General features: G+C 72.2%; 26 protein-coding genes. 9 read left to right on the forward strand and 17 right to left on the reverse strand.

The features are described 5' to 3' along the window. Positions 1-116: 116 nt before the first annotated feature. The 3 genes from ACZ6BB_RS05810 to ACZ6BB_RS05820 all read right to left on the reverse strand — a co-directional run bounded on the left by ACZ6BB_RS05810 (position 117) and on the right by ACZ6BB_RS05820 (position 3,235). Positions 117-1,304 (reverse strand): hypothetical protein, encoded by a 1,188-nt coding sequence (locus tag ACZ6BB_RS05810; RefSeq protein ID WP_471614050.1) that lies wholly within the window; start codon positions 1,302-1,304, stop codon positions 117-119. Positions 1,305-1,354: 50 nt separating this feature from the next. Beyond that, the gene (locus ACZ6BB_RS05815) at positions 1,355-2,626 is read right to left on the reverse strand and encodes an FUSC family protein (RefSeq protein WP_471614051.1); all 1,272 of its coding nucleotides are present in this window, start codon (positions 2,624-2,626) and stop codon (positions 1,355-1,357) included. Between the two features lie 114 nt (positions 2,627-2,740). After that, the gene (locus ACZ6BB_RS05820) at positions 2,741-3,235 is read right to left on the reverse strand and encodes an FBP domain-containing protein (RefSeq protein WP_318812357.1); all 495 of its coding nucleotides are present in this window, start codon (positions 3,233-3,235) and stop codon (positions 2,741-2,743) included. A gap of 145 nt (positions 3,236-3,380) precedes the next feature. Here ACZ6BB_RS05820 and ACZ6BB_RS05825 point away from each other — a divergent pair, with 145 nt between their 5' ends. Next, positions 3,381-4,355: a phosphotransferase family protein gene (locus ACZ6BB_RS05825; RefSeq protein WP_471614127.1), complete on the forward strand. Its 975-nt coding sequence runs from the start codon at positions 3,381-3,383 to the stop codon at positions 4,353-4,355. Between the two features lie 116 nt (positions 4,356-4,471). Next, entirely contained in the window at positions 4,472-4,732 is a 261-nt protein-coding gene (locus tag ACZ6BB_RS05830; protein ID WP_471614052.1) for a hypothetical protein, read from the forward strand. A 175-nt stretch (positions 4,733-4,907) separates the two neighbouring features. Here the strand turns inward: ACZ6BB_RS05830 and ACZ6BB_RS05835 are convergent, their stop codons facing one another. From ACZ6BB_RS05835 to ACZ6BB_RS05845, 3 genes are all read right to left on the reverse strand, one after another. Then, positions 4,908-5,936, reverse strand: a complete 1,029-nt coding sequence (locus tag ACZ6BB_RS05835) for an SDR family oxidoreductase (protein WP_471614053.1) — start codon at positions 5,934-5,936, stop codon at positions 4,908-4,910. Positions 5,937-6,339: 403 nt separating this feature from the next. Then, a complete protein-coding gene (locus tag ACZ6BB_RS05840; RefSeq protein WP_471614054.1) occupies positions 6,340-7,005 on the reverse strand; it encodes an HAD family hydrolase in 666 nt (221 codons plus the stop codon). Between the two features lie 69 nt (positions 7,006-7,074). After that, a complete protein-coding gene (locus ACZ6BB_RS05845; RefSeq protein WP_471614055.1) occupies positions 7,075-8,124 on the reverse strand; it encodes a PHP domain-containing protein in 1,050 nt (349 codons plus the stop codon). A gap of 81 nt (positions 8,125-8,205) precedes the next feature. Between ACZ6BB_RS05845 and ACZ6BB_RS05850 the strand changes: the two genes are divergently transcribed. Further along, positions 8,206-8,442, forward strand: a complete 237-nt coding sequence (locus ACZ6BB_RS05850) for a hypothetical protein (protein WP_383882317.1) — start codon at positions 8,206-8,208, stop codon at positions 8,440-8,442. Here ACZ6BB_RS05850 and ACZ6BB_RS05855 read toward each other — a convergent pair. Both ACZ6BB_RS05855 and ACZ6BB_RS05860 read right to left on the reverse strand, forming a co-directional pair. Beyond that, the gene (locus tag ACZ6BB_RS05855; protein WP_471614056.1) at positions 8,423-9,073 is read right to left on the reverse strand and encodes a VanZ family protein; all 651 of its coding nucleotides are present in this window, start codon (positions 9,071-9,073) and stop codon (positions 8,423-8,425) included. The two genes, ACZ6BB_RS05850 and ACZ6BB_RS05855, sit on opposite strands and share 20 nt — an antisense overlap. A gap of 327 nt (positions 9,074-9,400) precedes the next feature. After that, positions 9,401-10,057, reverse strand: a complete 657-nt coding sequence (locus ACZ6BB_RS05860) for a DUF4230 domain-containing protein (protein WP_471614057.1) — start codon at positions 10,055-10,057, stop codon at positions 9,401-9,403. A gap of 194 nt (positions 10,058-10,251) precedes the next feature. On the opposite strand from ACZ6BB_RS05860, the gene ACZ6BB_RS05865 reads away from it, so the two are divergent. Further along, on the forward strand, positions 10,252-11,202 hold the full coding sequence (locus tag ACZ6BB_RS05865; protein WP_471614058.1) for a ribose-phosphate diphosphokinase: 951 nt from the start codon (positions 10,252-10,254) through the stop codon (positions 11,200-11,202). A gap of 41 nt (positions 11,203-11,243) precedes the next feature. On the opposite strand, the gene ACZ6BB_RS05870 is transcribed toward ACZ6BB_RS05865, so the two are convergent. Both ACZ6BB_RS05870 and ACZ6BB_RS05875 read right to left on the reverse strand, forming a co-directional pair. Further along, positions 11,244-11,627 (reverse strand): anti-sigma factor antagonist, encoded by a 384-nt coding sequence (locus ACZ6BB_RS05870; protein ID WP_471614059.1) that lies wholly within the window; start codon positions 11,625-11,627, stop codon positions 11,244-11,246. Between the two features lie 170 nt (positions 11,628-11,797). After that, entirely contained in the window at positions 11,798-12,226 is a 429-nt protein-coding gene (locus ACZ6BB_RS05875) for a MarR family winged helix-turn-helix transcriptional regulator (RefSeq protein ID WP_471614060.1), read from the reverse strand. 137 nt (positions 12,227-12,363) lie between these two features. Between ACZ6BB_RS05875 and ACZ6BB_RS05880 the strand changes: the two genes are divergently transcribed. Both ACZ6BB_RS05880 and ACZ6BB_RS05885 read left to right on the forward strand, forming a co-directional pair. Beyond that, entirely contained in the window at positions 12,364-13,821 is a 1,458-nt protein-coding gene (locus tag ACZ6BB_RS05880) for an aldehyde dehydrogenase family protein (protein WP_471614061.1), read from the forward strand. Between the two features lie 32 nt (positions 13,822-13,853). After that, positions 13,854-14,963: an NAD(P)-dependent alcohol dehydrogenase gene (locus ACZ6BB_RS05885; RefSeq protein ID WP_471614062.1), complete on the forward strand. Its 1,110-nt coding sequence runs from the start codon at positions 13,854-13,856 to the stop codon at positions 14,961-14,963. Between the two features lie 118 nt (positions 14,964-15,081). On the opposite strand, the gene ACZ6BB_RS05890 is transcribed toward ACZ6BB_RS05885, so the two are convergent. Both ACZ6BB_RS05890 and ACZ6BB_RS05895 read right to left on the reverse strand, forming a co-directional pair. Next, positions 15,082-15,654, reverse strand: a complete 573-nt coding sequence (locus ACZ6BB_RS05890) for a TetR/AcrR family transcriptional regulator (RefSeq protein ID WP_471614063.1) — start codon at positions 15,652-15,654, stop codon at positions 15,082-15,084. Next, positions 15,651-16,013: a DUF1304 domain-containing protein gene (locus ACZ6BB_RS05895; protein ID WP_471614064.1), complete on the reverse strand. Its 363-nt coding sequence runs from the start codon at positions 16,011-16,013 to the stop codon at positions 15,651-15,653. The genes ACZ6BB_RS05890 and ACZ6BB_RS05895 overlap by 4 nt, the downstream gene beginning before the upstream one ends. Before the next feature lie 145 nt (positions 16,014-16,158). On the opposite strand from ACZ6BB_RS05895, the gene ACZ6BB_RS05900 reads away from it, so the two are divergent. Next, positions 16,159-16,635, forward strand: a complete 477-nt coding sequence (locus tag ACZ6BB_RS05900) for a GNAT family N-acetyltransferase (RefSeq protein WP_471614065.1) — start codon at positions 16,159-16,161, stop codon at positions 16,633-16,635. Between the two features lie 73 nt (positions 16,636-16,708). After that, entirely contained in the window at positions 16,709-17,101 is a 393-nt protein-coding gene (locus ACZ6BB_RS05905) for a VOC family protein (protein WP_471614066.1), read from the forward strand. 57 nt (positions 17,102-17,158) lie between these two features. On the opposite strand, the gene ACZ6BB_RS05910 is transcribed toward ACZ6BB_RS05905, so the two are convergent. Both ACZ6BB_RS05910 and ACZ6BB_RS05915 read right to left on the reverse strand, forming a co-directional pair. Then, positions 17,159-17,455, reverse strand: coding sequence for a DUF4235 domain-containing protein (locus ACZ6BB_RS05910; protein WP_275454896.1), 297 nt, complete (start codon positions 17,453-17,455; stop codon positions 17,159-17,161). Positions 17,456-17,490: 35 nt separating this feature from the next. Continuing rightward, on the reverse strand, positions 17,491-18,507 hold the full coding sequence (locus tag ACZ6BB_RS05915; RefSeq protein WP_471614067.1) for a glutathione S-transferase family protein: 1,017 nt from the start codon (positions 18,505-18,507) through the stop codon (positions 17,491-17,493). A gap of 106 nt (positions 18,508-18,613) precedes the next feature. On the opposite strand from ACZ6BB_RS05915, the gene ACZ6BB_RS05920 reads away from it, so the two are divergent. Next, a complete protein-coding gene (locus tag ACZ6BB_RS05920; protein ID WP_471614068.1) occupies positions 18,614-19,654 on the forward strand; it encodes a cation diffusion facilitator family transporter in 1,041 nt (346 codons plus the stop codon). Positions 19,655-19,764: 110 nt separating this feature from the next. Here the strand turns inward: ACZ6BB_RS05920 and ACZ6BB_RS05925 are convergent, their stop codons facing one another. The 3 genes from ACZ6BB_RS05925 to ACZ6BB_RS05935 form a co-directional block, all read right to left on the reverse strand. Beyond that, a complete protein-coding gene (locus ACZ6BB_RS05925; protein ID WP_471614069.1) occupies positions 19,765-20,211 on the reverse strand; it encodes a nitroreductase family deazaflavin-dependent oxidoreductase in 447 nt (148 codons plus the stop codon). Positions 20,212-20,325: 114 nt separating this feature from the next. Beyond that, complete coding sequence (locus ACZ6BB_RS05930) at positions 20,326-20,964, reverse strand: LysE family transporter (protein WP_471614128.1); 639 nt, start codon at positions 20,962-20,964, stop codon at positions 20,326-20,328. A gap of 251 nt (positions 20,965-21,215) precedes the next feature. Continuing rightward, positions 21,216-21,788: a MarR family winged helix-turn-helix transcriptional regulator gene (locus ACZ6BB_RS05935; RefSeq protein ID WP_390807141.1), complete on the reverse strand. Its 573-nt coding sequence runs from the start codon at positions 21,786-21,788 to the stop codon at positions 21,216-21,218. Positions 21,789-21,866 lie beyond the last annotated feature (78 nt).

A 21,866-nucleotide genomic window follows, 5' to 3' on the forward strand; every position in this document is an offset into this window, starting at 1 on the left:
GAGCGGTCTAGGAGAGAAGAAAGCATCAGGGGGAAAGGGCGAGCCGCGAACACCCGCCAAGCACCGCTCCCCCCCCGCCGCCCTCGCGACGTCCCTCGGACCGGCCCCCCGTCCGGCTACCAGTCGCCGTCCCGGACCGGCTTGCCCGGCGCGTCACCGAGCGGCTTGACCTGGCCGGGGGCGGGTGCCTGCCACGGGTCGAGGTCGTCGCCGAGCCAGTCGCCGACGGGCTTCACCGTGCCGAGGGCGTCGGCCGGGTCCAGATCGTGGGCGGCCCCCTCCTCGTCGTAGTAGTCGAACCAGGGCAGCCCGGCTCGTGTGTACGCGGCCCGGTCCACCGGCGACGGCGGCGGAGCCTCCCCGGTGATCCGGCGCCACTCCGGCGGCGTGACCAGATGCACGAAGATCCGCCCGGCGGGCGTCTTAGCCCAGCTGCCGCGCGGCCAGGTGTCCCGGTAGACCTCCTGGCGCATCGAGCCGCCGACACCGAGTCCCATCGCGGCCTGCGCCCGGGGCGCGGCGGCGGGCGCGGCCGCCATCGGGGCCGCGGCGGGAGCCGGCGCGCCGTAGGGCGCGGCGGGAGGCAGCGGCGCGCCCCCGGGCGCGGGCGCCATGAACCCACTGGACGGGGGCGGCGGAGGAGCGGCGCCGGGGGGAGGCATCGGGACCGCGCCCGGGGGAGGCATCGGGACCGGGCCCGTGCCCGCGAAGAGGCCCCCTCCGCCGACCAGGCCGATCGCCGTCTCCCGCTCGGCGCGCCGCCGCTCCTCCCGCCGCCACACGGCGAGCTGCTCGTCGTTCAGCGGGAACGACTGCAGCTGGACCCCGCCGAACACCTCCTCGCCGGTGACCTGGCCCTCGACCGTGGCCCCGAGCCCGAGCGGGACGGCCACGAACTGTTTGACCGTGCCCCTGCCGGAGTTGATGCCGTCGAGCCACGGCTGCCGGGGCAGGACCACGTAGTTCTGCGGGTCGCGCGCGAGGGTGCCGCTCCACGGCTTGCCCGACACCGCGCACACCTTGCCCACGCCGACCTGGAGCGCGGCCGGTTCGGTGGAGCCGCCGAAGTGCAGCCACATCGCCTCGCGCAGATACACGGGGAGCATCACCCCGCCCCGCGCCCGCATCTCCTCGGACACGGTCTGCGGGTAGTCCTCGACCCGCCGGATCGGGAAGTCGCCCAGACCGGGCGGGAGTGGGTGGGTGCCCGTCTCCGGCAGCCGCAGGGTGCGCTGGAAACGCACCCGTACACCTCCCGGCAGACACAGCGTGGTCCCGTCGATCCGCACGGTGCCTTCGGCCATTCCGTACGCTCCCCTCGATCTCGCGTGGTGCCTCGTCGTCCGGTACGACGTCACCCGGTACGTCCGGTAGCACGTCCGGCGGGGTCGGAGCGGTTCCGCCGCAGGGGATGCGGGACGCGCCGCGCGCGGTCGCGCAGGCGGGTGAGCCGGGGGGAGCGCTCGCGCTGTTCGCGGGTGCAGCGGTCGAGCTCCTCCAGGAGCCTCTTGGAACGGTGCTCGGTGTCCAGCTCGTCCAGTATGCGATTGACCTCCGTCAGTACGGCGCCGTGCAGCTGCCACTGGCCGGCGTCCCGCTGGACCTCTTCGAGGAGGAGCTGGGCGAGCTTGTCGCGGGTCGCGGCGGCCGCCGACAGCTCGGCGGTGAGCCGGTCCTCCGCGGACTCGGCACTGCGGCTGACGTCGGTCGTCACCAGCACCGCGAAGCTGACCACGGCGTCCCCGATCTCGGCGAGCAGTTGCTCGACGGCGGCCCCCACCGGGGCGACGAACAGCGGTTCCGGCTCCCGTTCCTTGGCGAGGTCGGTCAGGGTGCGGGCCAGCACCCGCAGGACCACCGTGCAGATCTCCAGGGTGTCCAGGCCCGTGCGCAGCACGACCCGGTGCAGCAGCCCCTCCCGTACGCGCGGATTGAGCTTCAGGCTGTCCTCGGCCCGTTTGAGGGCCGCGTCGACCTCGACGATGTCGAAGTCGAGTTCCCGTGCCTCGTGGAGCCGGGCCGCCGCGGCCTCCGCCGGGGTGTGTCCCGCGGCCTCCTCGCCGATACGGATCATCAGCCGCCGCATCCGCCGGGCCAGGTCCTCGACGGACTCACCGGCGGCCTCCACCCACACCGGGGGAGCGAGCAGGAGGTTGAAGGCGAGTCCGACGACCGCGCCGATCAGCGTCTCCAGGACCCGGTCCCACGCCGTGTCGCCGACCCTGGTGACCCCGAGCACCAGCATCGCGCTGATCGCCACCTCGGGCACGAACTCGCTGACCCGTACCGCGTGCCCCACCGCGAGCGAGGCCAGGATGATCAGGGCGAGACTCCACCAGGTGAGGCCCACGAGGACACTGAAACCGATGGCGATGATGACACCGGCGATCACCGAGTTCACCCGTCGGATGCCCATGATCAGGGTGGAGTAGAGGGTCACCTGCACGACGAGGAGGGCGGTCAGGGGTGCCGTCAGGGGCGCCGCCTCCGAACTGAGCTGCAGAGCCACCACGTAGGCCACCGTGGCGGCCGCCGCCGACCGCACCGCCTGCACGATCACCGGGTCCTGCCGCCATTTGGCGACGCTCGTGCCGATCAGGTCCCACACACCACTCACGTCTCGCATCCTTGCGCTGTTCCCCTTCCACGGCCCCACCGAACTCCTGACCGGGGACGGCAGCCCCTCGGGCGACCGGGCAGGAGGGCCGGGAGGCGGCGGGGGCGGGTCCCGCGGGCCGTCTCAGCCGTACAGCTTGTCCAGGAACGCGGAGAGATTGCCCACCGTCCGGGCTATCTGCTGCTCCGTGGTGAGGCTCTCCTCGAAGCGGCTCCCCGTGTCGAGCGCCTTCCTGCCGCGCACATACAGCGAACACGCCAGGTCGGCGCACATGTAGAGGCCCACGGAGTTGCCCTCGCGCCCGGCCGCGCCGGCCTTGCGCGCCGTCATCAACGAGACACCGCCGCCCCGATGGGTCGTCAGGCACAGCGAGCACATGCTCCGGTGCAGAAAGCCGCGCCGCTCGGTCGGGAGGCGCAGGGTGACACCGGCCGGCCGTCCCGCCCGCTCGGTCACGAGGTAGCTCCGGTCGGGCGCGCCCGGGTCCCGCCAGCCGAGGAAGTCCAGGTCGTCCCACGGCCGTCGCTCCAGATCACGAGGCAGTGAGATCCGCTTCGCCTCGCCCTTGGAACAGTTGACGAACGAGCCGCGGATGTCCTGCTCGGTGAGGGGCTTCATGGGTTTCCTCCGGAAGGGTCGAATCGATGCAACCTAGGGATACTAGGTTTTCACCTAAACTACGTGCACCTCTGGCGGGAGGCCAATGGATTTGGCAGAGTGGGCCCGCACCGCTGTGCGGCCGGACGTGACGAGGGGGACCGGGGTGGACGAGGGGGAGCGGGCGCGGCTCGTTCTGGCGGCGGCGGGGCTGGCGCCCGGGAGCCTCGCCGAGCGGCTGCCGCTGGGCGGCGGCACGTACAACACGGTGGAGGAGCTGCGCCTGACCGACGGCACGCGGCTGATCCTCAAGGTCCCCCCGCCGTCCACCACGCCCCGCCTGGCCTACGAGAGTGAACTCCTCGGCGCCGAGGCCGAGTTCTGCCGGGCCGCCGCGACCGTCGGCGTCCCCGCCCCCCGGGTGGTCGCGGCCGCCCTCGACGAGTGCGCCCCGGCCGGCCGGCACCTCCTGCTCACCCACTGCCCGGGGGGCGACTGGGGCGACCTGGAGCCCGCCCAGGAGGGCCCGGTACGGCGGGAGCTGGGCGGGCTGGTGGCTCGTCTCCACCGGGTTACCGGCCCTGGCTTCGGCTACCCGTCCGGCACGTTCGGGCCCCTCGCCGCCGACTGGCGCACCGCCTTCGCCGCGATCTACGACGGTGTGCTCGCCGACGCCCGCCGCTTCCGGGCCTGGCTTCCCCTGCCCGTCGACGAGGTGGCCCGCACGGCGCGGACCGCGTACGACGCCCTCGACGACGTGACCGTGCCTCGCCTGGTCCACTTCGACCTGTGGCAGGGCAACATCCTCGTCGAGCACGGGCCGACCCCGCGCGTCGGTGGCCTGATCGACGGTGAGCGCATGTTCTGGGGCGACCCGGTCGCGGACTTCGTCTCGCTCGCGCTGCTCGACGACATCCGGCAGGACGACCACTTCCTGACGGGCTATCAGGAGGCCGGTGGAGAGATCGATCTCACGCCGTCGGTCCGCCGTCGCTACGCCCTGTACCGCAGCTACCTCTACCTGATCATGCTGGTCGAGGTGGTGCCGCGCGCCCTGGACGAGGGGCACCTCGCCTGGCGACGGGAGGCGGTGGCGCCGCGGCTCACGGCGGCCCTGGAGGAGCTGCGCGCCCTTTCCTGACCGCACGGACCACGGCGGTCCCGGGTTTGTGCCGATCACTCCGTGGTACCCGCGTGCGGCGCACCGACGGAACAGGAACGCGCGCGGCACACCAGCGGAGCGGGAAGGAGCACGCCGTGACCGATCACCGGCTGGAGGGTCCCGGCGAGCATCCGGACCCCGTACCGAGGGACATGCCCGATCAGCAGGCGCACGAGGGTGAGGACCCCTGGGAGGTGGCCCCGGCCCACGCCGGCGACGAGGAGCGGGACGAGGGCCGGACACGGGAGGGCGCCGACGTGCCCGACACGGACGAGGCCGGTACCGGCCGCCAGGGCGAGACGCAATCGGGTGCCGTCCATCCCGAACAGCCCGTGCCCGACGAGCCGTCCGGCTGACAGGCTCCCCTCGCGGGCCCGCGGGCCCGCGGGCCGACGCCTCGGTCCGCTCCCTAGCAGGGGGTCCCGTGGAACTCGGCGCCTCCCCGGTGGGACCCGGGGAGGCGCCGTCATGTCGCAGGACCGTCCGGACCGGACCCTCCCGACCGGACCTTCCGGAGGGGAGCCGAAGCCGTCAGCCGACCTTCCGCCCCCGGAGCGGTTCGGTGTCGGCTCCGGCGCCCTGCCGCAGCCCCTCCAGGAACTCCTCCAGCACCTCGACCGCCGTGCGCTCCGGCTGCCAGCGCAGCTCGTCACGGGCCTTGGAGCAGTCCATCAGCGGCAGCCGCAGCACCGCGTCGAAGAGGTGCGGTGAGGCAGGCAGCAGCCGCAGGTTCCAGGCGGCGGCGACCGCGGAGCGGGCCGCGGCCCGGGGCAGCTTGACCGGACGGGAGCCCAGCACCTCGCTGAGCAGCGCCGCGTCCACGGGCGACTCCGCCGCGAGGTTGAAGGCACCGCGGGCGTCGCTGTGCAGCGCCAGCAGACAGGCCCGGGCGGCGTCGTCGGTGTGCAGGGTCTGCACCCTCAGCCCGGGGATGTCGGGCAGGAACGGCAGCAGCTCCGGCCGGGCCAGCGGTCCCGGCAGGAAGCGTCCGCCGAAGATGCGCCGCTGCTCGCTCGCCGACTCCCGTTTGAAGAGGAACGCGGGCCGCATCCGTACCACCCGCACCCCGGGATGCTCGTGCTCGAAGGAGTCGAGGGCCCGCTCCAGATACGCCTTCTCCCGGCAGTACGCGGCGTCCGGCCAGCCGTGGGTGGGCCACGACTCGTCCACCGCGCGACCCTTCGGCCCCGGTGAGTAGGCACCGACCGACGAGGCGTGCACCAGGGTGGGCACCTCGGCCGCCGCCACCGCCTCGAACACCCGCATGCTGCCCAGCACATTGGTCCGCCAGGTCGTGGCCGGGTCGTGCGTCGGCTGGAACGCCCAGGCGAGATGGACGACCGCGTCCGCCCCCTCGAACTCCTTGACCAGATCGGTCTGCTCGGATCCCAGGTCCACGGCCGACCACTCCGTCTTCGCGGGTGCCCGTTCGGGGACCCGACGAGCCAGCCCCCGCACCTCACCGACCCGCTCGTCCTCCGCGAGCAGCCGCACCAGACTCGTCCCCACATTGCCGGTGGCTCCCGTGACCACGACCCTGCCGCCGGATTCTCCGTTCACCGCTGACTCCTCTCGCGCGCTTCGTCGCTGTCGGGCCGCCCACGAGTACCCGGGCCCCACGCATGCACGCGGTCACAACCGGACACACCGCCCGGCCCCACCGGAGGAGTCCGGCACCCGAAACGGGCCGGACAAGAAGGAAGCCCCGACCGGGACGGGGGAATCGCGGTCGGGGCGGTCTTTGTGTGGGTGCGGATGGCGGTCGCCTCTCGGCGAAAGGCTCCACAGGGCTTCAGCCGAACGATCGTCCCTGTGGGCAAAAGGTGAGGCCCGGGGACACTGTCCCATCCACACCCACGGTTGGTTCAACGGGAAAGTACCAGGGGGTGTTCCCTGCGTATCCGGACATTGCCGGTGATCTGCGTCACGTGCCGCAAGTCGGGCCGGAGCGCCTGTCACCAGGTCATTCCTCCCGGCCGAGCGGACTCTCCTCCAGCGCGGCCAGCAGATGGGCGGGATTGCGGAACACCGCCTCCGCGCCGGCCGCCTCCAGCTCGATCCTCGGGACGCCGCCGCAGAGCACCGCCACGCAGCGCACCCCCGCCCGGACGCCCGCCCGCATGTCCCAGACCGTGTCCCCGACGAACACCGACTCCTCCGCCCGCGCGCCCGCCAGCTCCAGGGCCTGCTCGACCGGATCCGGCGCGGGCTTGCCCGCGGCCACGTCGTCCGCACTCGTCGTCGCCGTGATGGCGTCGTCGGCCCCGATCGCCCGCCGCAGCGCGGCCAGCTCCGATCCGCCCGCCGAGGTCGCCAGCACCACGCTCCAGCCCCGGTCGGCGAGCCGCCGCAGCAGCCGCCCGGCGTCCGGCAGCGCGGGCAGGCGGTCGAAGTACGTCCCGTACAACGCCTTGTGCGCCGCGCTCAGCGCGTCCTTCTCCTGCGGATCCCGCTCCTCACCCAGCAGATGCGTGATCAGGTCCCCGGACGGCAGCCCCACCGCCCGGTGCACGTCGTGCATGGACACCTGATGGCCGCCCTGTCGGAACGCCTCCCACCAGGCGACGACATGCAGATGATTGGTGTCGACGAGGGTCCCGTCGACATCGAAGACAGCAGCCCTGCTCATCGGCTCACCTTCCTGATTCCTGGAACATTCCCGAAACACCCGCGTCCGCGTGCCCCGGACCGGCGCGGTCTAGGCACCCACCGCCCCCACCCGACCGGGAACCTCCCGTTCCCGCGCCCACCCCAGCACCTCCTCCACCCCCCAGGTGGTCACCACCCGCTCCGCCGGCACCCCGCACTCCTCGGCGCGGGCACATCCGTGCACCTGCCAGGTCAACTGCCCCGGTGCGTGCGCGTCCGTGTCGATGGAGAACAGCACCCCCGCCTCCACGGCGGCCCGCACCAGCCGCCGCGGCGGATCCAGCCGCTCCGGCCGGGAGTTGATCTCCACCGCCGTCCCCGTCTCCGCACACGCCGAGAACACCGCCTCCGCGTCGAACTCCGACTCGGGCCGTCCCCGCCCGGTGACGAGCCGCCCCGTACAGTGCCCCAGCACGTCCGAGTGCGGGTCGCGGACGGCGGCGACCATGCGCCGGGTCATCGCCCGCGCGTCCATCCGCAGCTTGGAGTGCACGGACACCACCACCACATCGAGCCGCTCCAGCAGCTCGGGCTCCTGGTCCAGCGAACCGTCGTCGAGGATGTCGCACTCGATGCCGGTGAGCAGCCGGAACGGCGCCCACGTCTCGTTCAGCGCGGCCACCACGTCGAGCTGCTCCCGCAACCGCTGCGGGGACAGGCCCCGGGCGACGGTCAGCCGGGGGGAGTGATCCGTGAGCACCGCCCACTCGTGACCGAGGCGCGCGGCGGTGCGGCCCATCTCCTCGATCGGGCTGCCGCCGTCCGACCAGTCCGAGTGCACATGGCAGTCGCCCCTGATCAGCGCCCTCAGCTCCGTGCCCGCACCACCCTCCGTGAGCGGGGCCTCGGCCCCCTGCTCCAGCTTCCGCAGATAGCCCGGCACCTCACCGGCCAGCGCCTCTCGCGCCACCTGCGCGGTCCTGGGCCCGACCCCCTTCAGCGACTCCAGCGAGCCCGCCGCCGCCCGCTCGGCCAGCTCCTCCGCAGGCAGCGCCCCGAGCACGGCCGAGGCCGTCCGGAACGCGCGTACGCGATAGGTGGGGGCCCGGTCCCGCTCCAGCAGGAAAGCGATCCGGTCCAGGGCCTCGACGGGATCCATGGCACCTCCAGCCTTCCGCTTCCAGCGTCGCCCAGTCCCCGGGTACCCGCACGGCGGCCGGAACCGCTCTACGCTGTGGACATGACCGAAAGCGCGAGCCCCTACATTTCCCATCCCCGGGTCATGGTGCTCGGGGTGCAGCCCGGTACGCCGCCGTTCCGGATCGTGGAGATCGACGGCCAGGTGGTCGGCGAGGCGAAGACGTTGACGGACGTCCTCCAGGCCGCGGCGGCCTACGGGGTCGTGGTCCACGACCTGGACGACCCCGATCAGGTTCGCTGGGTCGGCGGCGACAAACTCACTTGGAGGCCGCGCTAGCACTCCCGCGACGGCGGCCCACCCGCAGACGCTGTGCCCAGGCGCCGCCGGGCGCCGTCCTCCGCTGTGCGGGCGCCCGGCGCGGGGTCGGCGCGGCCTTGGGCTCGCGCGGGGCCCGGGCATGCACGGCCCGGCCGAGCCGCCGGCCCAGCAGCAGATAGCCCAGCAGCGCGCCCGCCGTGTTGAGGATGACGTCGTCGATGTCGAACGCGCGCCCGGTGACGAGCGCACCCTGCACCAGCTCGACCAGCAGCATCACCACCGCGGTCAGCGCGGGCACGCGCAGCAGGCCGCGTGCCCCGGGCGCCAGCACCGGCAGCAGGAAGCCGAACGGCACACCCAGCAGGATGTTCCCGCCGACCTGCTTCAGCGCGTCGCGCGGGTCGGGGTGGTGCCAGTAGAGCTGCAGCGAGCTGCCCGGAGTGAGGTTGCTGTGGGTGAGCGCCTCCGACGCCGGGGACGGCCGGAGGGTGAGCCCGGCCAGTACCGTGCCGAACGCCACCATGGCCAGGAAGGCCAGGGCCATCGCCAGCAGCCGCAGGGGCAGCGGGAGCGGTCGCCTGTCGTGCGCGGACGCCGGGGAACGGCGGCCGGGCGTCGTGGAACCGGAACGTGCCTTGGTGCCGGCCATGCGACCCTCCCCATTTCAACTGCCTTCTGTCTCCAAGCTGTTACCCCTGAAGTGCCCCCCGATTCCCCCCACGTCGGCCGGTGCGGGAAGCCGTCCGCCGAACGTCGTGGGTTTGCCCTCGCCCGCCCTGGGCACTCCGGGCGGGGAGTGGCAGGGACCCGCTCCCGTTCGAGGGGTGCCGGGGAGGCGCCCGGGAGCGGGAGGGCGTGGGAGGGCGCGGACGTACGGAGGCGGTGGTCGAGCCGACGTACGACGCGCCCTCCCCGGAACCGGGAAGGGCGCGGACGTACGGACCCCCTCGGGACGCCTCAGGAGCCGTGGATCACCTCAGGACCCGTAGGTCACCTTCACCTCCTTGAAGCCGAGGGACTTCAGGAGCCCTTCGAGCATGTCGGTGGTGTTGGCCTCGGCGCGGTCCGTGAGCTTGCTGTCCTTCGCGGCGTCGCCGATGTGCTTGACGGCCAGGCGCTGCACGGCCTGTTCGCCGTTGGGGTTGTCGGAGAACACGTCGCCGAGCCGGTCGAGCAGCCCGCGCTGCTTGGAGACGGCGTAGGAGTGCTCGGTGTCGAGGGCGGGCTTGCCCAACCGCGCGGGCGGGAGGTTGATGGTGGCCGACGTACGGTCCTCGTCGACCTTCACGTCGCCGTCGCCGACCTTGCCGAGGTCGACGTAGGCGTCGACGGTGCCCGCGCCGACGTAGAGCGTGCGGGTGCCGCGGATCGCGTCGGGCAGGTACTTGGCGTCCTTCTCCAGATCCACGACCACCTGGAAGTTGCCCGAGGCGGCGTCGTACCGGCTCATGTCCTGGATGGACTTCAGGAGTGTGGGCCCCGAGCGGTCGTGCTCCTCGGTGCCGAACACGTCCTTCAGTCCCCCGAAGACCAGCATCCGCAACGCGGCCAGCAGCACCACGATGAGGATGACCACGGCGGCGAGCAGCTTGGCCCAGCCGGGCAGACGCGTGCGCTTGATGGACGTCGTCATGTCGACGGTCCTCCTTCCTCTTTCAACGAATGCCCTCAAAGACCCGGGGGGAACGCCGAGTTGTTGATTGTCCGCAATCGTCCACAGCTCGTGGGCGCGTCGTCCGGGCGGCCGTATCGAATCGGCGTACGCGGGCCGGCCAGTAGCATGAGCCGCGCAACCCGTAATGATCATGTTCATACGAGGAGCCGACCGTGCGTGACATCGCCGTCTTCACCGGCAGCGCCCACCCCGAGCTCGCGCACGAGGTGTGCGCCCACCTGGGGGTGCCGCTGAGCCCGTCCCGGGTCAGCCGCTTCGCCAACGACTGTCTGGAGGTGCAGCTCCAGGCCAATTGCCGGGAGAAGGACGTGTTCCTGGTGCAGCCGCTGGTCGCGCCCGTCCAGGAGCATCTCGTCGAGCTGCTGCTGATGTGCGACGCGGCGCGCGGCGCCTCGGCCGGCCGGATCACCGTGGTCATGCCGCACTACTCGTACGCCCGCTCCGACAAGAAGGACGCGCCGCGGATCTCCATCGGCGGCCGTCTGGTCGCCGATCTGATGGTGTCGGCGGGCGCCGGCCGCGTCCTCGCCATGACGCTGCACTCACCGCAGGTGCACGGCTTCTTCTCGGTGCCGGTCGACCATCTGCACGCGCTGCGCGAGCTGGCGGCCCACTTCCGGCAGTACGACCTGTCGCGTACGACGGTCGTCTCGCCGGACCTGGGCAACGCCAAGGAGGCGGCGGCGTTCGCGCGGATGATCGGGGCGCAGGTCGCGGCGGGCGCCAAGCAGCGGTTCGCGGACGACCGGGTGAGCATCAACTCGGTGATCGGCGAGGTCGCCGGGCGGGATGTGATCGTCCTCGACGACGAGATCGCCAAGGGCAGCACCGTCATCGAACTGCTGGAGCGGTTGCGTGAGCTGGGGCCGCGCTCGATCCGGGTGGCGTGCACGCACGGGCTGTTCGCGGCGGGTGCCCTCAAGCGCCTGAGCGCGCAGCCCGACATCCTGGAGATCGTCTGCACCAACACCGTGCCGGTGCCCGTGGAGGAGCGCACCGACAAGCTCAGGATCCTCTCCATCGCCCCCGCGCTCGCGGAGGCCGTGCGCCGCATCCACAACGGCGAGTCCGTCAGCGCCCTGTTCGACGCACCGGCGGAGTGAGGGGGAGGGTCACCCCGGGGGAGGGGTGGGGGGCGGTTGGGTCATAACGTGCCGGTCGTGGCCTCGGGCTGATCCAGGGCCGCCTCCAGGGTGGGGGCGGGCGGCAGCAGCCGGGCCAGGCCGGTGACCTTGAGGACGCGCAGGGTGAGCGGGTGGGTGCAGACCAGCCGCAGTTCGCCGTCGCGGTCGAGCACCCGCTGCCGGGCCCGGTAGAGCAGCCGCAGGCCCGAGCAGTCGAAGAACTCGACGTGCCGCAGGTCGATCACGATCCGGGCGCCGGTGCCGCTCGTCGCCGCGTCGAGGTGCGGGATGATCTCCACGGCCGCCGCGATGTCGATCTCGCCGTGCAGTTCGAGCACGGTACGGCCGCGGTCCGTGCGGACGCGCAGGTGCCCGGTCGCGGGCGGTGTGGGGTCGCTCGACACGACGGCATCGCCTCCAACCGGACTGAATGAGGACGGACATGAGGGCAGGCCGGGGGCAACACCCGCCCCTGCTCTGCAAGTTACCCCCGTCAGGGTGAATTGCAGCATGTTCGATTGACATATGTCTTTGATTTCTCAGGCAATCTGTCCCGAGTTTCGCGCGGAGTGCTCTACGACAGGGCGTGCCAGGCCCTGGACAGCGCCTGTCGGAACTGGTCGGCCTGGTGCGCGGTGAGGTCGCTGATCATGCGTTCCTCCAGGTCGCGGACGGGCTCGGCGTGGCGGGCGAGCAGCTCGCGCCCCTCGTCGGTCAGCAGGATCAGCAGTTCGCGCCGGTTGCGCGGATTGCGCTCCCGGCGCACCAGTCCCCGGTTCTCGAGACTGCGCACGAGATCCGCGATGGACTGGGCCGTGACGAACGAGTCGCGGGCGAGCTGGGCGGCCGAGAGTCCGTCGTGCCGCTCCAGCACGGTCAGGGACGTGTACTGCAGGGCCGTGATCCCGGCCGGCCGGACCAGCTCGTCCAGCCGCGAGCGGACAATCAGCTCTACCTGCTTGACCATGTAGAGGAGGGAGGGAGGTGCCTTGGTGCCGACCATGGGATCAGCGTAGGGCATTGACAGGAAACCTGCGTGTAATGAAACTGCGAACCAACAGGATTCCTGTTGGTTGAAGATTTGGTGATCAGTGCTGGGCAAGCGCTGACCCAGGCTGGATCAAGGCTGAGGAGTGGGCAATGACGACCACCTTCGAGAGCGGGCCCGGACGGCTGTTCATCGGTGGACAGTGGCTCGACGCGACCGACGGGGCACGTACCGACGTGATCGACCCGTCCACGGGTCAGGTGGTCACGACGGTCGCGGAGGCGGGCGCCGCCGACGTCGACGCCGCCGTGCGCGCCGCGCGGGAGACGTTCGACAGTGGTACGTGGTCCGGGCTGAGCGGCCGTGAACGTGGCCGGATCCTGCACCGCGTGGCCGAGCTGATCCGGGAGAACGCCGACGAGATCGCGGCCCTGGAGAGCCGTGACGTCGGCAAGCCGATCACCCTGGCGCACGCGGTCGACGTGACGAACGCGGCCAACGACTACGAGTACTACGCCTCCCTCGCCTGGTCCCTGGACGGCTCCGCCCGCGACGTCCCGAACAACCGCCTCGCCTACACCAGGCGCGGGCCGATCGGTGTCGTCGGCGCGATCACCCCGTTCAACTTCCCGCTGATCCTCGCCGGGTCCAAGATCGCTCCCGCCCTGGCGGCGGGCAACACGGTCGTGCACAAGCCCGCCGAGGAGACTCCGCTCAGCGCCCTCTACATGGCGGGCCTCCTGCAGAAGGCCGGCGTCCCGGACGGCGTCTACAACGTGGTCACCGGCACGGGCCCGGTCGCGGGCGAGGCACTGCTGCGCAACCCCGGCGTCGACAAGATCGCCTTCACCGGTTCCACCGCGACCGGCCGGCACGCCGCGAGCGTCGCCGGCGAGGGCCTGAAGCAGGTCACCATGGAGCTGGGCGGCAACGCGGCCCACCTCGTCTTCGAGGACGCCGACATCGAGAAGGCCATCGGCGCCATCATCAAGGGCTTCGTCTTCAACACCGGCCAGTTCTGCATGGGCGGCCCCCGTCTGCTGGTCGCCCGGTCGGTCCACGACACCGTCCTCGGCATCCTCGCCGAGGCCGTGCCCGGCGTGCCCGTCGGCGACCCCCGCCGGCCCGAGACGGTCATCGGCCCGATGGCGGGCGAGCGGCACCTGAAGAAGGTCGAGGAGTACGTCGAGCTGGCCCGCAAGGAGGGCGGCCGGATCGTCTGCGGCGGCGAGCGTCTGGACCTGGACGGCGGCTACTACTACAAGCCCACCGTCATCGCCGGCCTCCCCAACGACTCGCGGGTCGTCCAGGAGGAGGTCTTCGGGCCGGTCCTCACCGTGCAGCCCTTCGACTCCGAGGACGAGGCCGTCGAGCTGGCCAACTCCACACCGTACGGCCTCGCCTCCGGCATCCAGACCACGGACCTCACCCGTGCCCACCGCGTCGCCGACCGCCTCCAGGCCGGCATCGTCTGGGTCAACGACTGGCCGATGCTCGACCCCGCCGTGCCCTTCGGCGGGGTGAAGGCCTCCGGCTTCGGCCGTGAGTACGGCCCCGAGGCCCTGGAGTCCTACACCAAGGTCAAGTCCGTCGTCGTCTCCCTCGACTGAGCGTCTCCCCGGGATCAAAGGAGTTCACCAGCATGTCCATCACCACACGCGCTGCCGTGGTCGAGTCCGGGGGCGCGCCCTTCACCCTCTCGGAGGTCGTCCTCGACCAGCCGGCGCAGGGCGAGGTCCTGGTCCGCATGGTCGCCGCCGGGCTCTGTCACACCGACCTGGGGGTCGCGAGCGGCGGGCTGCCCTTCCCGCTGCCCGGCGTGCTGGGCCACGAGGGCGCCGGTGTCGTCGAGGCCGTCGGCCCGGGCGTCACCACCGTCGTGCCCGGCGACCACGTCGTGCTGTCCTTCACCTCCTGCGGCACCTGCCCGAACTGCCGGGACGGGCACCCGGCGTACTGCGCCACCTGGCTGCCGCTGAACCTGCTCGGCGGACGCCGGGCCGACGGCACCAGCACCATCAGCCGCGACGGCCAGGACCTCGGCGGGCACTTCTTCGGCCAGTCCTCCTTCGCCGAGCGCGCCCTGGTCGACGAGCGCGGGCTCGTCAAGGTCGACCCGGACGTGCCGCTGGACTCCATCGCCCCGCTCGGCTGCGGCGTCCAGACCGGTGTCGGCGCCGTCTGGAACGTGCTGGAGCCCCGCGCGGGCAGCACCCTCGTCGTCCTCGGAGCCGGAGCGGTCGGCCTCTCCGCCGTGATGGCGGCGGCCCTCACCCCCGCGACGACGGTCATCGCCGTCGACAAGGTCGGTGAGCGGCTGGACCTGGCCAAGGAGCTGGGCGCCACCCACACGGTGAACGCGGGCGAAGTCGCCGACATCACCGAGGCGGTCATGGAGATCACCGGCGGCCGGGGCGCCGACGGCGTCGTCGAGACCACCGGAAGCGTCTTCGTGCTCCGCAAGGGCGTCGACGCCCTCGCCGCGCGCGGCACCCTCGTCATCGTGGGCGCCCCGCCGTTCGGCACCGAGGTCTCCCTCGACGTCAACGGCATGCTCGGCGGCAAGCGGGTCGTCGGACTCACCCTCGGCGACAACGAGATCCAGACCGCCATCCCGGTCCTGGTGCAGCTGGTGAAGGAGGGCAAGCTCCCGCTCGACCGGCTGATCAGCCGCTACAAGTTCGAGGACATCGGCCAGGCGGTCGCCGACATGAGCGGTGGCCTGAGCATCAAGCCCGTACTGACCTTCTGACGGGTTCGACGTCCCGAGGAGCCATCTCCCGCCGGGGCACGTCCTCCCCGCGTGACCCCGGCCCTGGGGGTGACCCGCACACCGGGTCACCCCACAGGGCCGTCGCACGCTCGTGTCCTCACCGGCTGCGGTGCAGGGCGACCAGCAGCTGCCACGCCTGGTCGGCGATCTCCTGGGGGGTGCCGTCGAGGAGGCCGTGCAGCCAGTCCGCGAGCACTCCGGCGAAGGTGGCCGCCACGGCGGAGGCCACCAGCGGGGCGTCCGCGGCCCCCGCCAGCTCACGTTCGCGGAGGCTGTAGGCGCGCAGGTCCCGGTGCAGGACCAGGCCGAGCGGCCCGCCGCCGCCCGGAGCCAGCAGGGCGCGGTACAGGGCCGCGTGCGGGGCCAGGCCGGCGAAGAACTCCGGCAGCGCCGCAGGCGCCCGCACCGGGTCGGGGCGGCCCCGCCAGGCGTGCAGCGCCTCCACCGCCTCGCGTACGACATCGGCGCAGGCGTCGACCGCCAGCGCCTCCAGGTCCGGGTAGTGCACGTAGAACGTGGCCCGCCCCACCCCCGCCCGGCGGACCAGCGCGGCCACGCTGACCTCGTGCAGAGGGTGCGTGGCGCACTCGTCGAGGAGGGCCCCGCGCAGCCGGGCCCGGGTGCGGGCGGCCCGGGGGTCCTCGGTGGGCCGAGGTTCCTCCGGGGTCATCCCGCGACGAGGACGGCGGCCAGGGCGAGTGCGCCGGGGAGCGCCTGGGCGACGAGGATGCGGCGGTTGGCGGTGGCGGCGCCGTACACCCCGGCGACGATCACGCAGGCCAGGAAGAAGATCTGGACCCGGTACCCGGTCGGGTCACCGGCGATCAGGCCCCACACCAGACCGGCGGCGAGGAAGCCGTTGTAGAGCCCCTGGTTGGCGGCCATCGCGGCGGTCCGCTGGGCCATCTCCGCGTCCATGCCGTGGAAGGACATCCCCTGCTTCTTCTGCCACAGGAACATCTCCATCACCAGGATGTACGCGTGCAGCAGGGCCACCAGCGCGACCAGCACGTTCGCCAGGATCTCCATGGTCAACAGTCTCCGTAGCTCACTCGAACTTCCGAATATCTTGGACAGGTGTCCACTATAGCTGGACGGCTGTCCAGGAAGTCCATCCGGAGCGCCTGTGATCGCCGCCACCGCGATGTCCGACCCTGCCACTAGCGTTGCGTGCATGAGTGACCAAGAGGTGACCGTGCGGCGTGCCCGCACCGAGGACATTCCAGGGATCGTCGACTCCAGCTCCCGGCTGTTCGCCGAGGACGGCGGGGAGCGGGACCCCGGCCTGAACGCGGACTGGCCGCGCCAGTACGGCGCCGAGGCGTTCACGGCCGCTCTGCGGGATCCCGGCCGACTGCTGCTGGCCGCACTGCACGGCGACGAGGTGGTCGGTCATCTCTCGGGCTCGATGTCCGGCCCCTCCGCCCTGCGGCCCGTCACGTCGGCCACCCTGATGGCGCTGTACGTGCGGCCCGAGCACCGGCGTGGACGGGTCGGGGCGCGGATGGTCGGTGACTTTCTCGCGTGGGCGCGGGAGCGGGGCGCGGCCCATGTGGAGGTGACCGTCTCGGCGGGCAACGCGGACGGCATCCGGTTCTACGAGCGGGAGTTGTTCCGGCCCCAGGCGCTCACGCTGCGGCTGAATCCGTAGCCGGCGGGTACCCGGGGAGCGTATGGGCGGCGGCGGACCGTCCCCCGCGCCCGGGATCCCGTACGGAGGAGACATGGCACTGGTACAGGCGGGCCTCGTGGTGCTGGACTGCGCCGAGCCGGAGAAACTCGCGGTGTTCTACAAGGAACTGCTCGACGCCGAGGAGACGGACGCCACCGCCAACCGCGTGGAGATCGAGGCGGCCTGCGGCGCCCGTATGGCGTTCCGCCGGGACGTCAACGCCACCCCGCCCAGCTGGCCCCGTCCCGAGAACTCCCTCCAGGCCCACCTGGACTTCTACGTCGACGACCTCGACGAGGCCGAGCGGCGGATCGTCTCGCTCGGCGGGCGTCCGGTGGACACCAAGGACGTGGCCGGGCCGTTCGAGGAGCGCGGCTACTCCGACCCGGCCGGTCACTCCTTCACCCTGCGCCGCGAACACTCCACGGCCCCGAAACAGGGCTGACGTGCCCGGGGCCGGTCCGGCGACCCGCGGCCCGGGCCGCCGGACCGGCCCCGGACGTCAGTCCCGGCCGCCCTTGTCGGTCGTCGGCCACACCCCGGTGGACCGCTCGATGGCCTTCGCGCCCGTGCGGTCCACCGCGCTGCGCACGACGGCGAAGATCGCGCCCTGCACGGCCGCGGCGAGCAGCACCTCGCCCCAGCCACGGTCCCGGTCCAGCGCGTCGGGCGCGTCGTCCTCGTGCCGGATCAGCTTCCAGGTCTTGCGGAACGCCAGCGAGGCCAGCGCGCCGCCCGCCCAGCCGAGGGCGAAGCCCAGGGGCTGGTAGGCGAGCGGGAGCTTCTTCTTCTTGGACATCTGGTCCTCCTTCTTGCGTGCGGTGATGTCGCCGTTCAGGGACGACCCTGCGGGGCCACGACCTCGGCGGCGGGCACCGGCCCGGGGGCCGTCCCGTCGCCGAACGGGCGGCCGCCGAGGTCCTCGCGGCCGTGGGGCGTGAGCCAGCCCGCCAGGTCGGGGCCGAGCGGCACCAGGGCGGTCGGGTTGATGCCCGTGTGCACCTGGTAGTAGTGCCGCTTGATGTGGTCGAAGTCGACGGTGTCGCCGAACCCCGGGGTCTGGAAGAGATCACGGGCGTACGCCCACAGCACCCGGTCCTCCGTCAGCTTCCGGCGGTTGCACTTGAAGTGACCGTGGTAGACGGGGTCGAAACGCACCAGCGTCGTGAAGAGCCGGATGTCCGCCTCCGTGATCGTCTCCCCGACGAGGTAGCGCTGCCGGGACAGCCGGTCCGACAGTGCCTCCAGCCGCCGGAACACCCCGGCACAGGCCTCCTCGTACTCCTTCTGCCCGGTGGCGAAGCCCGCGCGGTACACCCCGTTGTTGACGTCCTCGTACACCTCGGCCATGACGGTGTCGATCTCGTCGCGCAGCGCCCGCGGGTACAGGTCGGGCGCGCCCCCGCGGTGCAGGGCCGTCCACTCGGTGGCGAGGTCGAGGGTGAGCTGCTGGTAGTCGTTGGTGACCAGCTCCCCGCTCGGCACGTCCACGAGCGCGGGGACGCTGACCCCGCCCGGGTAGTCGCTCTCCCGCGCGTCGTACGCCTCCTTCAGGAACCGGATGCCGAGGACCGGGTCGCGGCCGTCCGGGTCCAGCGTGAACCGCCAGCTGCGGTCGTCCTGGATCGGGTCGGCCACGGCCATCGACAGCGCGTCCTCCAGGCCGAGCAGCCGCCGGGAGATCACCGCCCGGCTCGCCCAGGGGCAGGCCCGGCTGACCACCAGCCGGTAGCGGCCCGCCTCCACGGGCCGGCCGTCCCGGCCGTCGGCGGTGACACGGTCCGCGAAATGGCTCTTGGACCGCTTGAACGGTTCCCTCCCGTACGCCTCGTTTCCCTCGCCGCCACTCATGCCGTCCGACCTCCCGGTCCGTCCGGATACGTATGCCCTGATGAGAGTTCCCCGAATTCCGCGACACCCACGGTGTGAGTGCGACCGGCCGGGGCAAGCGGCGAACGTGACGCGGACAGCAGCAGACACGGAGACGACGGACGACCGGGGTGGGGCGGCGCTCCAAGGGCCGGGGACCCAAGACGAGAGCAAGGCGCGGGAGGACCGCAGGACGCGGATCACCGTCCTCGTCGCCCTCGGGGCCAACCTGGTGATCGCCGTGGCCAAGACCGTCGGCGGACTGCTCGCCGGATCGCCGGCCCTGCTGTCGGAGGCCGCCCACTCGGTCGCCGACAGCCTGAACGAGGTCTTCCTCCTCGCCGCGCTGCGCCGCAGCCGCCGCCCCGCCGACAGCCGGCACCCCTTCGGCTACGGCAAGGAGCGCTTCTTCTGGTCGCTGCTGGCCGCCGTCGGCATCTTCGTGATGGGCGGCTGCTTCTCCTTCTACCAGGCGTTCCACGCTCTGACGGCCGAGAGCGCGGAGTCCTACGACGGCTATGTCGTCGGCATCGCCGTCCTCGGTGTGGCCCTGCTCTCCGAGGGTGCCTCGCTGCTTCGCGCCCTGCACCAGGTGCGCGGCCAGGGCGGTGTCGGCGGGCTCCGGGACCCGGCGCTGCGCACGGTCGTCGCCGAGGACGGCACGGCGGTGCTCGGCGTGAGCCTCGCGATCGCCGGGATGATCCTGCACATGGTGACCGGCGAGGTCGTCTGGGAGGCCTCCGCCTCGTTCGCGATCGGGGCGCTGCTCGTGTACGTCGCCTACTGGCTCGGCCGGGACGCCCGAGAACAGCTCATCGGGGTCGCCGCCGACGGCGAGGCCAGCCGGAGAATTCGCTCCCTGCTGGCGGCGCAGCCGGAGATCGACAGTGTCGAGGCCCTGCTCACCATGCAACTCGGCCTGGACTCCACGCTGGTGGCCGCCCGCGTCGACCTCGTCCCGGGCCTGGACAGCGAGGAGGTCGAACTGGTCGCCGTGCGCATCAAGGACTCCATCGCCCACGTCGTCCCCGAGGCCGACCAGATCTTCCTCGACGTGACGGAGAGGACGGGGCCGGGGGAGCGGGCAGGGGAAAGCCCCGCCGCGACGGGGGAACGCGGCGGGGCCTGAGACTCGGGTGCCCGGTGAGCGAGCGGTCATGCGGGCGTGTCGAAAGTATTTTCTCCACGCTCCCGGCGCCCGTGGCACCTCTCACCTCGGGCCGGGCGCCCTGCGGGCCGTCACCCCGCCGCCGGCTCCAGCACGAAGACGGGGATCTCCCGGTCGGTCCGCTGCTGGTAGTCCGCGTACGGCGGATACGCGGCGACCGCGCGCTCCCACCACTCTGCCTTCTCGTCCCCGGTGACCTCCCGCGCGGTCAGCTCCTGCCGCGCGGGTCCGTCCTGCAGTTCCACCAGCGGGTCGGACTTGAGGTTGTGGTACCAGACCGGGTGCTTGGGCGCGCCGCCCTGCGAGGCCACGACCGCGTACCGTCCCTCGTGCTCCACCCGCATCAGCGGCGTCTTGCGGAGCTTGCCGCTCCGCGCGCCTCGCGTGGTGAGCACGATGACCGGCAGGCCCGTGTCCCGCAACGTCGTCCCCCGGGTCCCGCCCGAGCTCTCGTACAACTCGACCTGCTCGCGCACCCACTGCGTCGGGCTGGGCTCGTACTCGCCCTCAAGTGGCATGGCATCCGTCCCTTGTCGTCGTGTCGGGGCCGTTCCCCGTGTTCAACACGGGCCACTGCCGGTTTCATCCTCGTCCCGCCGTACGGGCACGGGACCTGCCGTCCTCCGGATCGTTCACCCACCGGACGACGGCACCAGCATGAGCACGGCCAGTACCGCGATCACGGCACTCGACAGCAGCCCCGTCACCAGGCGCCCCCGGTGTCCGGTCAGGGCCCGGCCGAGCAGGGCGCCGCCGCCCGCGAGCAGCAGCTGCCAGCTCGCGGAGGCGAGGAACGCGGCGAGGACGAACACCCCCTGTTCCAGGGGGCTGACGGCGTCGGTGGCGCGGCTGCCGAGCACGAGCGCGGCGAAGTAGACGACGGTGGTGGGGTTGAGGAGGGTGATGCCCAGGAGGGCGGCGTAGGCGCGGGCCGGGCTCACCGGGTCCCGCTGTGCGCGGGTGGTGAGCCGTCCGGCGCGGTACCGGCGCAATGCCGTGACCGCGCCGCGTACCGCCAGCGCCAGGAGCACCAGCGCGGAGACCCAGCGCAGCGGCGCCAGCACCGGTTGGAGGGCGGCCGCGAGGGCCGTACCGCCGAGGGAGGCGAGCAGGGCGTACAGTCCGTCGGCCGTCGCCACGCCGAGCGCGGCGCAGGCTCCGGTCCGCAGGGACGTACGGGCGGTGAGGGAGACGAGGTAGGTCGCGACCGCTCCGACCGGGATGGCGATGCCATAGCCGGCCAGGAGCCCCGCGACGAGCGCGGCCGTCATGACCGGGGCGGCGTCGGTCCCCACGGTCGGCCGGACTGCTGCTGCTCCCGCACCGGCGAGGCGGTGGCGAGGGTCAGCGGCAGGAAGGCGTCGATGATGAGCATGCGCAGATCGTCGGGCGGCGGGCGGTGTCCCCGCAATCGAATTACCGGCGGCTCTTGACCCGGGTTCCCCGCCTGCCTACTTTGTTTGCATCCAAACGATATGAGAGGTGGACGCGTGGACGCACGAGCGCGCCCTCCGCGCGGGCCTCACGCCTTCGGACGCCGGCCGCTGCGGCGGGGCGCGGGTTCGGCGCCGTTCAGCAGCGTGCGACGGCGCTCCTCACCGTGCTCCTCGACCTGCAGCACGACACTGCGCAGCCCCTCCGCGAGACTCCTGCACTCGGTGTCGCTGAGCTGCCCGGTGACGAAGGCCTCCTCCTCGTTGAAGGCCGGGAACACCCGGCGCATCAGCTCCTCGCCCTTGTCGGTGAGGGCCAGCAGCACGAGCCGCCCGTCCGTCGGATGGGCCGCCCGCCGCACCAGTCCACGAGACTCCAGCGTGCGGGCCACCCCCGTCAGCGTGCCCTTGGAGATACCCGCCTCCTCGGCCACGTGCCGGGTCTCGGACTCGCCCCACACCCACACCACCCACAGCACCACGAACGCCGTCCACGTCAGATCGGAGCCGCGCAGCACCGAGTTCTCCAGGTGCTGCCGCACCGCCGACGCGGCCCGGTAGATGTTCGCCACCGCCGCCATCTGGTCCCGGCGGATGGGGAAGTCCCCCAGTTTCGCCGCGGCGAGCTTCTCGGCTTCGGTGATGGATCGCTGGCCGGGCACGGGGGCTCCTCGAATCGTCGGTGCGGACATGTCGATGGTTCGGTCATTCGGCATCAAATTGTACGGAGGAGAGGGAAA

This window comes from Streptomyces sp. NPDC041108, from assembly GCF_055592645.1.

What these genes read in the sequence shown, in the direction of transcription:
- ACZ6BB_RS05810 (WP_471614050.1), bottom strand. Translation starts at nt 1,304, where the DNA reads ATGGCCGAAGGCACCGTGCGGATCGACGGGACCACGCTGTGTCTGCCG.
- ACZ6BB_RS05815 (WP_471614051.1), bottom strand. Translation starts at nt 2,626, where the DNA reads ATGCGAGACGTGAGTGGTGTGTGGGACCTGATCGGCACGAGCGTCGCC.
- ACZ6BB_RS05820 (WP_318812357.1), bottom strand. Translation starts at nt 3,235, where the DNA reads ATGAAGCCCCTCACCGAGCAGGACATCCGCGGCTCGTTCGTCAACTGT.
- ACZ6BB_RS05840 (WP_471614054.1), bottom strand. Translation starts at nt 7,005, where the DNA reads ATGAGCAGGGCTGCTGTCTTCGATGTCGACGGGACCCTCGTCGACACC.
- ACZ6BB_RS05845 (WP_471614055.1), bottom strand. Translation starts at nt 8,124, where the DNA reads ATGGATCCCGTCGAGGCCCTGGACCGGATCGCTTTCCTGCTGGAGCGG.
- ACZ6BB_RS05850 (WP_383882317.1), top strand. Translation starts at nt 8,206, where the DNA reads ATGACCGAAAGCGCGAGCCCCTACATTTCCCATCCCCGGGTCATGGTG.
- ACZ6BB_RS05855 (WP_471614056.1), bottom strand. Translation starts at nt 9,073, where the DNA reads ATGGCCGGCACCAAGGCACGTTCCGGTTCCACGACGCCCGGCCGCCGT.
- ACZ6BB_RS05860 (WP_471614057.1), bottom strand. Translation starts at nt 10,057, where the DNA reads ATGACGACGTCCATCAAGCGCACGCGTCTGCCCGGCTGGGCCAAGCTG.
- ACZ6BB_RS05875 (WP_471614060.1), bottom strand. Translation starts at nt 12,226, where the DNA reads ATGGTCGGCACCAAGGCACCTCCCTCCCTCCTCTACATGGTCAAGCAG.
- ACZ6BB_RS05880 (WP_471614061.1), top strand. Translation starts at nt 12,364, where the DNA reads ATGACGACCACCTTCGAGAGCGGGCCCGGACGGCTGTTCATCGGTGGA.
- ACZ6BB_RS05885 (WP_471614062.1), top strand. Translation starts at nt 13,854, where the DNA reads ATGTCCATCACCACACGCGCTGCCGTGGTCGAGTCCGGGGGCGCGCCC.
- ACZ6BB_RS05890 (WP_471614063.1), bottom strand. Translation starts at nt 15,654, where the DNA reads ATGACCCCGGAGGAACCTCGGCCCACCGAGGACCCCCGGGCCGCCCGC.
- ACZ6BB_RS05895 (WP_471614064.1), bottom strand. Translation starts at nt 16,013, where the DNA reads ATGGAGATCCTGGCGAACGTGCTGGTCGCGCTGGTGGCCCTGCTGCAC.
- ACZ6BB_RS05900 (WP_471614065.1), top strand. Translation starts at nt 16,159, where the DNA reads ATGAGTGACCAAGAGGTGACCGTGCGGCGTGCCCGCACCGAGGACATT.
- ACZ6BB_RS05905 (WP_471614066.1), top strand. Translation starts at nt 16,709, where the DNA reads ATGGCACTGGTACAGGCGGGCCTCGTGGTGCTGGACTGCGCCGAGCCG.
- ACZ6BB_RS05910 (WP_275454896.1), bottom strand. Translation starts at nt 17,455, where the DNA reads ATGTCCAAGAAGAAGAAGCTCCCGCTCGCCTACCAGCCCCTGGGCTTC.
- ACZ6BB_RS05915 (WP_471614067.1), bottom strand. Translation starts at nt 18,507, where the DNA reads ATGAGTGGCGGCGAGGGAAACGAGGCGTACGGGAGGGAACCGTTCAAG.
- ACZ6BB_RS05925 (WP_471614069.1), bottom strand. Translation starts at nt 20,211, where the DNA reads ATGCCACTTGAGGGCGAGTACGAGCCCAGCCCGACGCAGTGGGTGCGC.
- ACZ6BB_RS05930 (WP_471614128.1), bottom strand. Translation starts at nt 20,964, where the DNA reads ATGACGGCCGCGCTCGTCGCGGGGCTCCTGGCCGGCTATGGCATCGCC.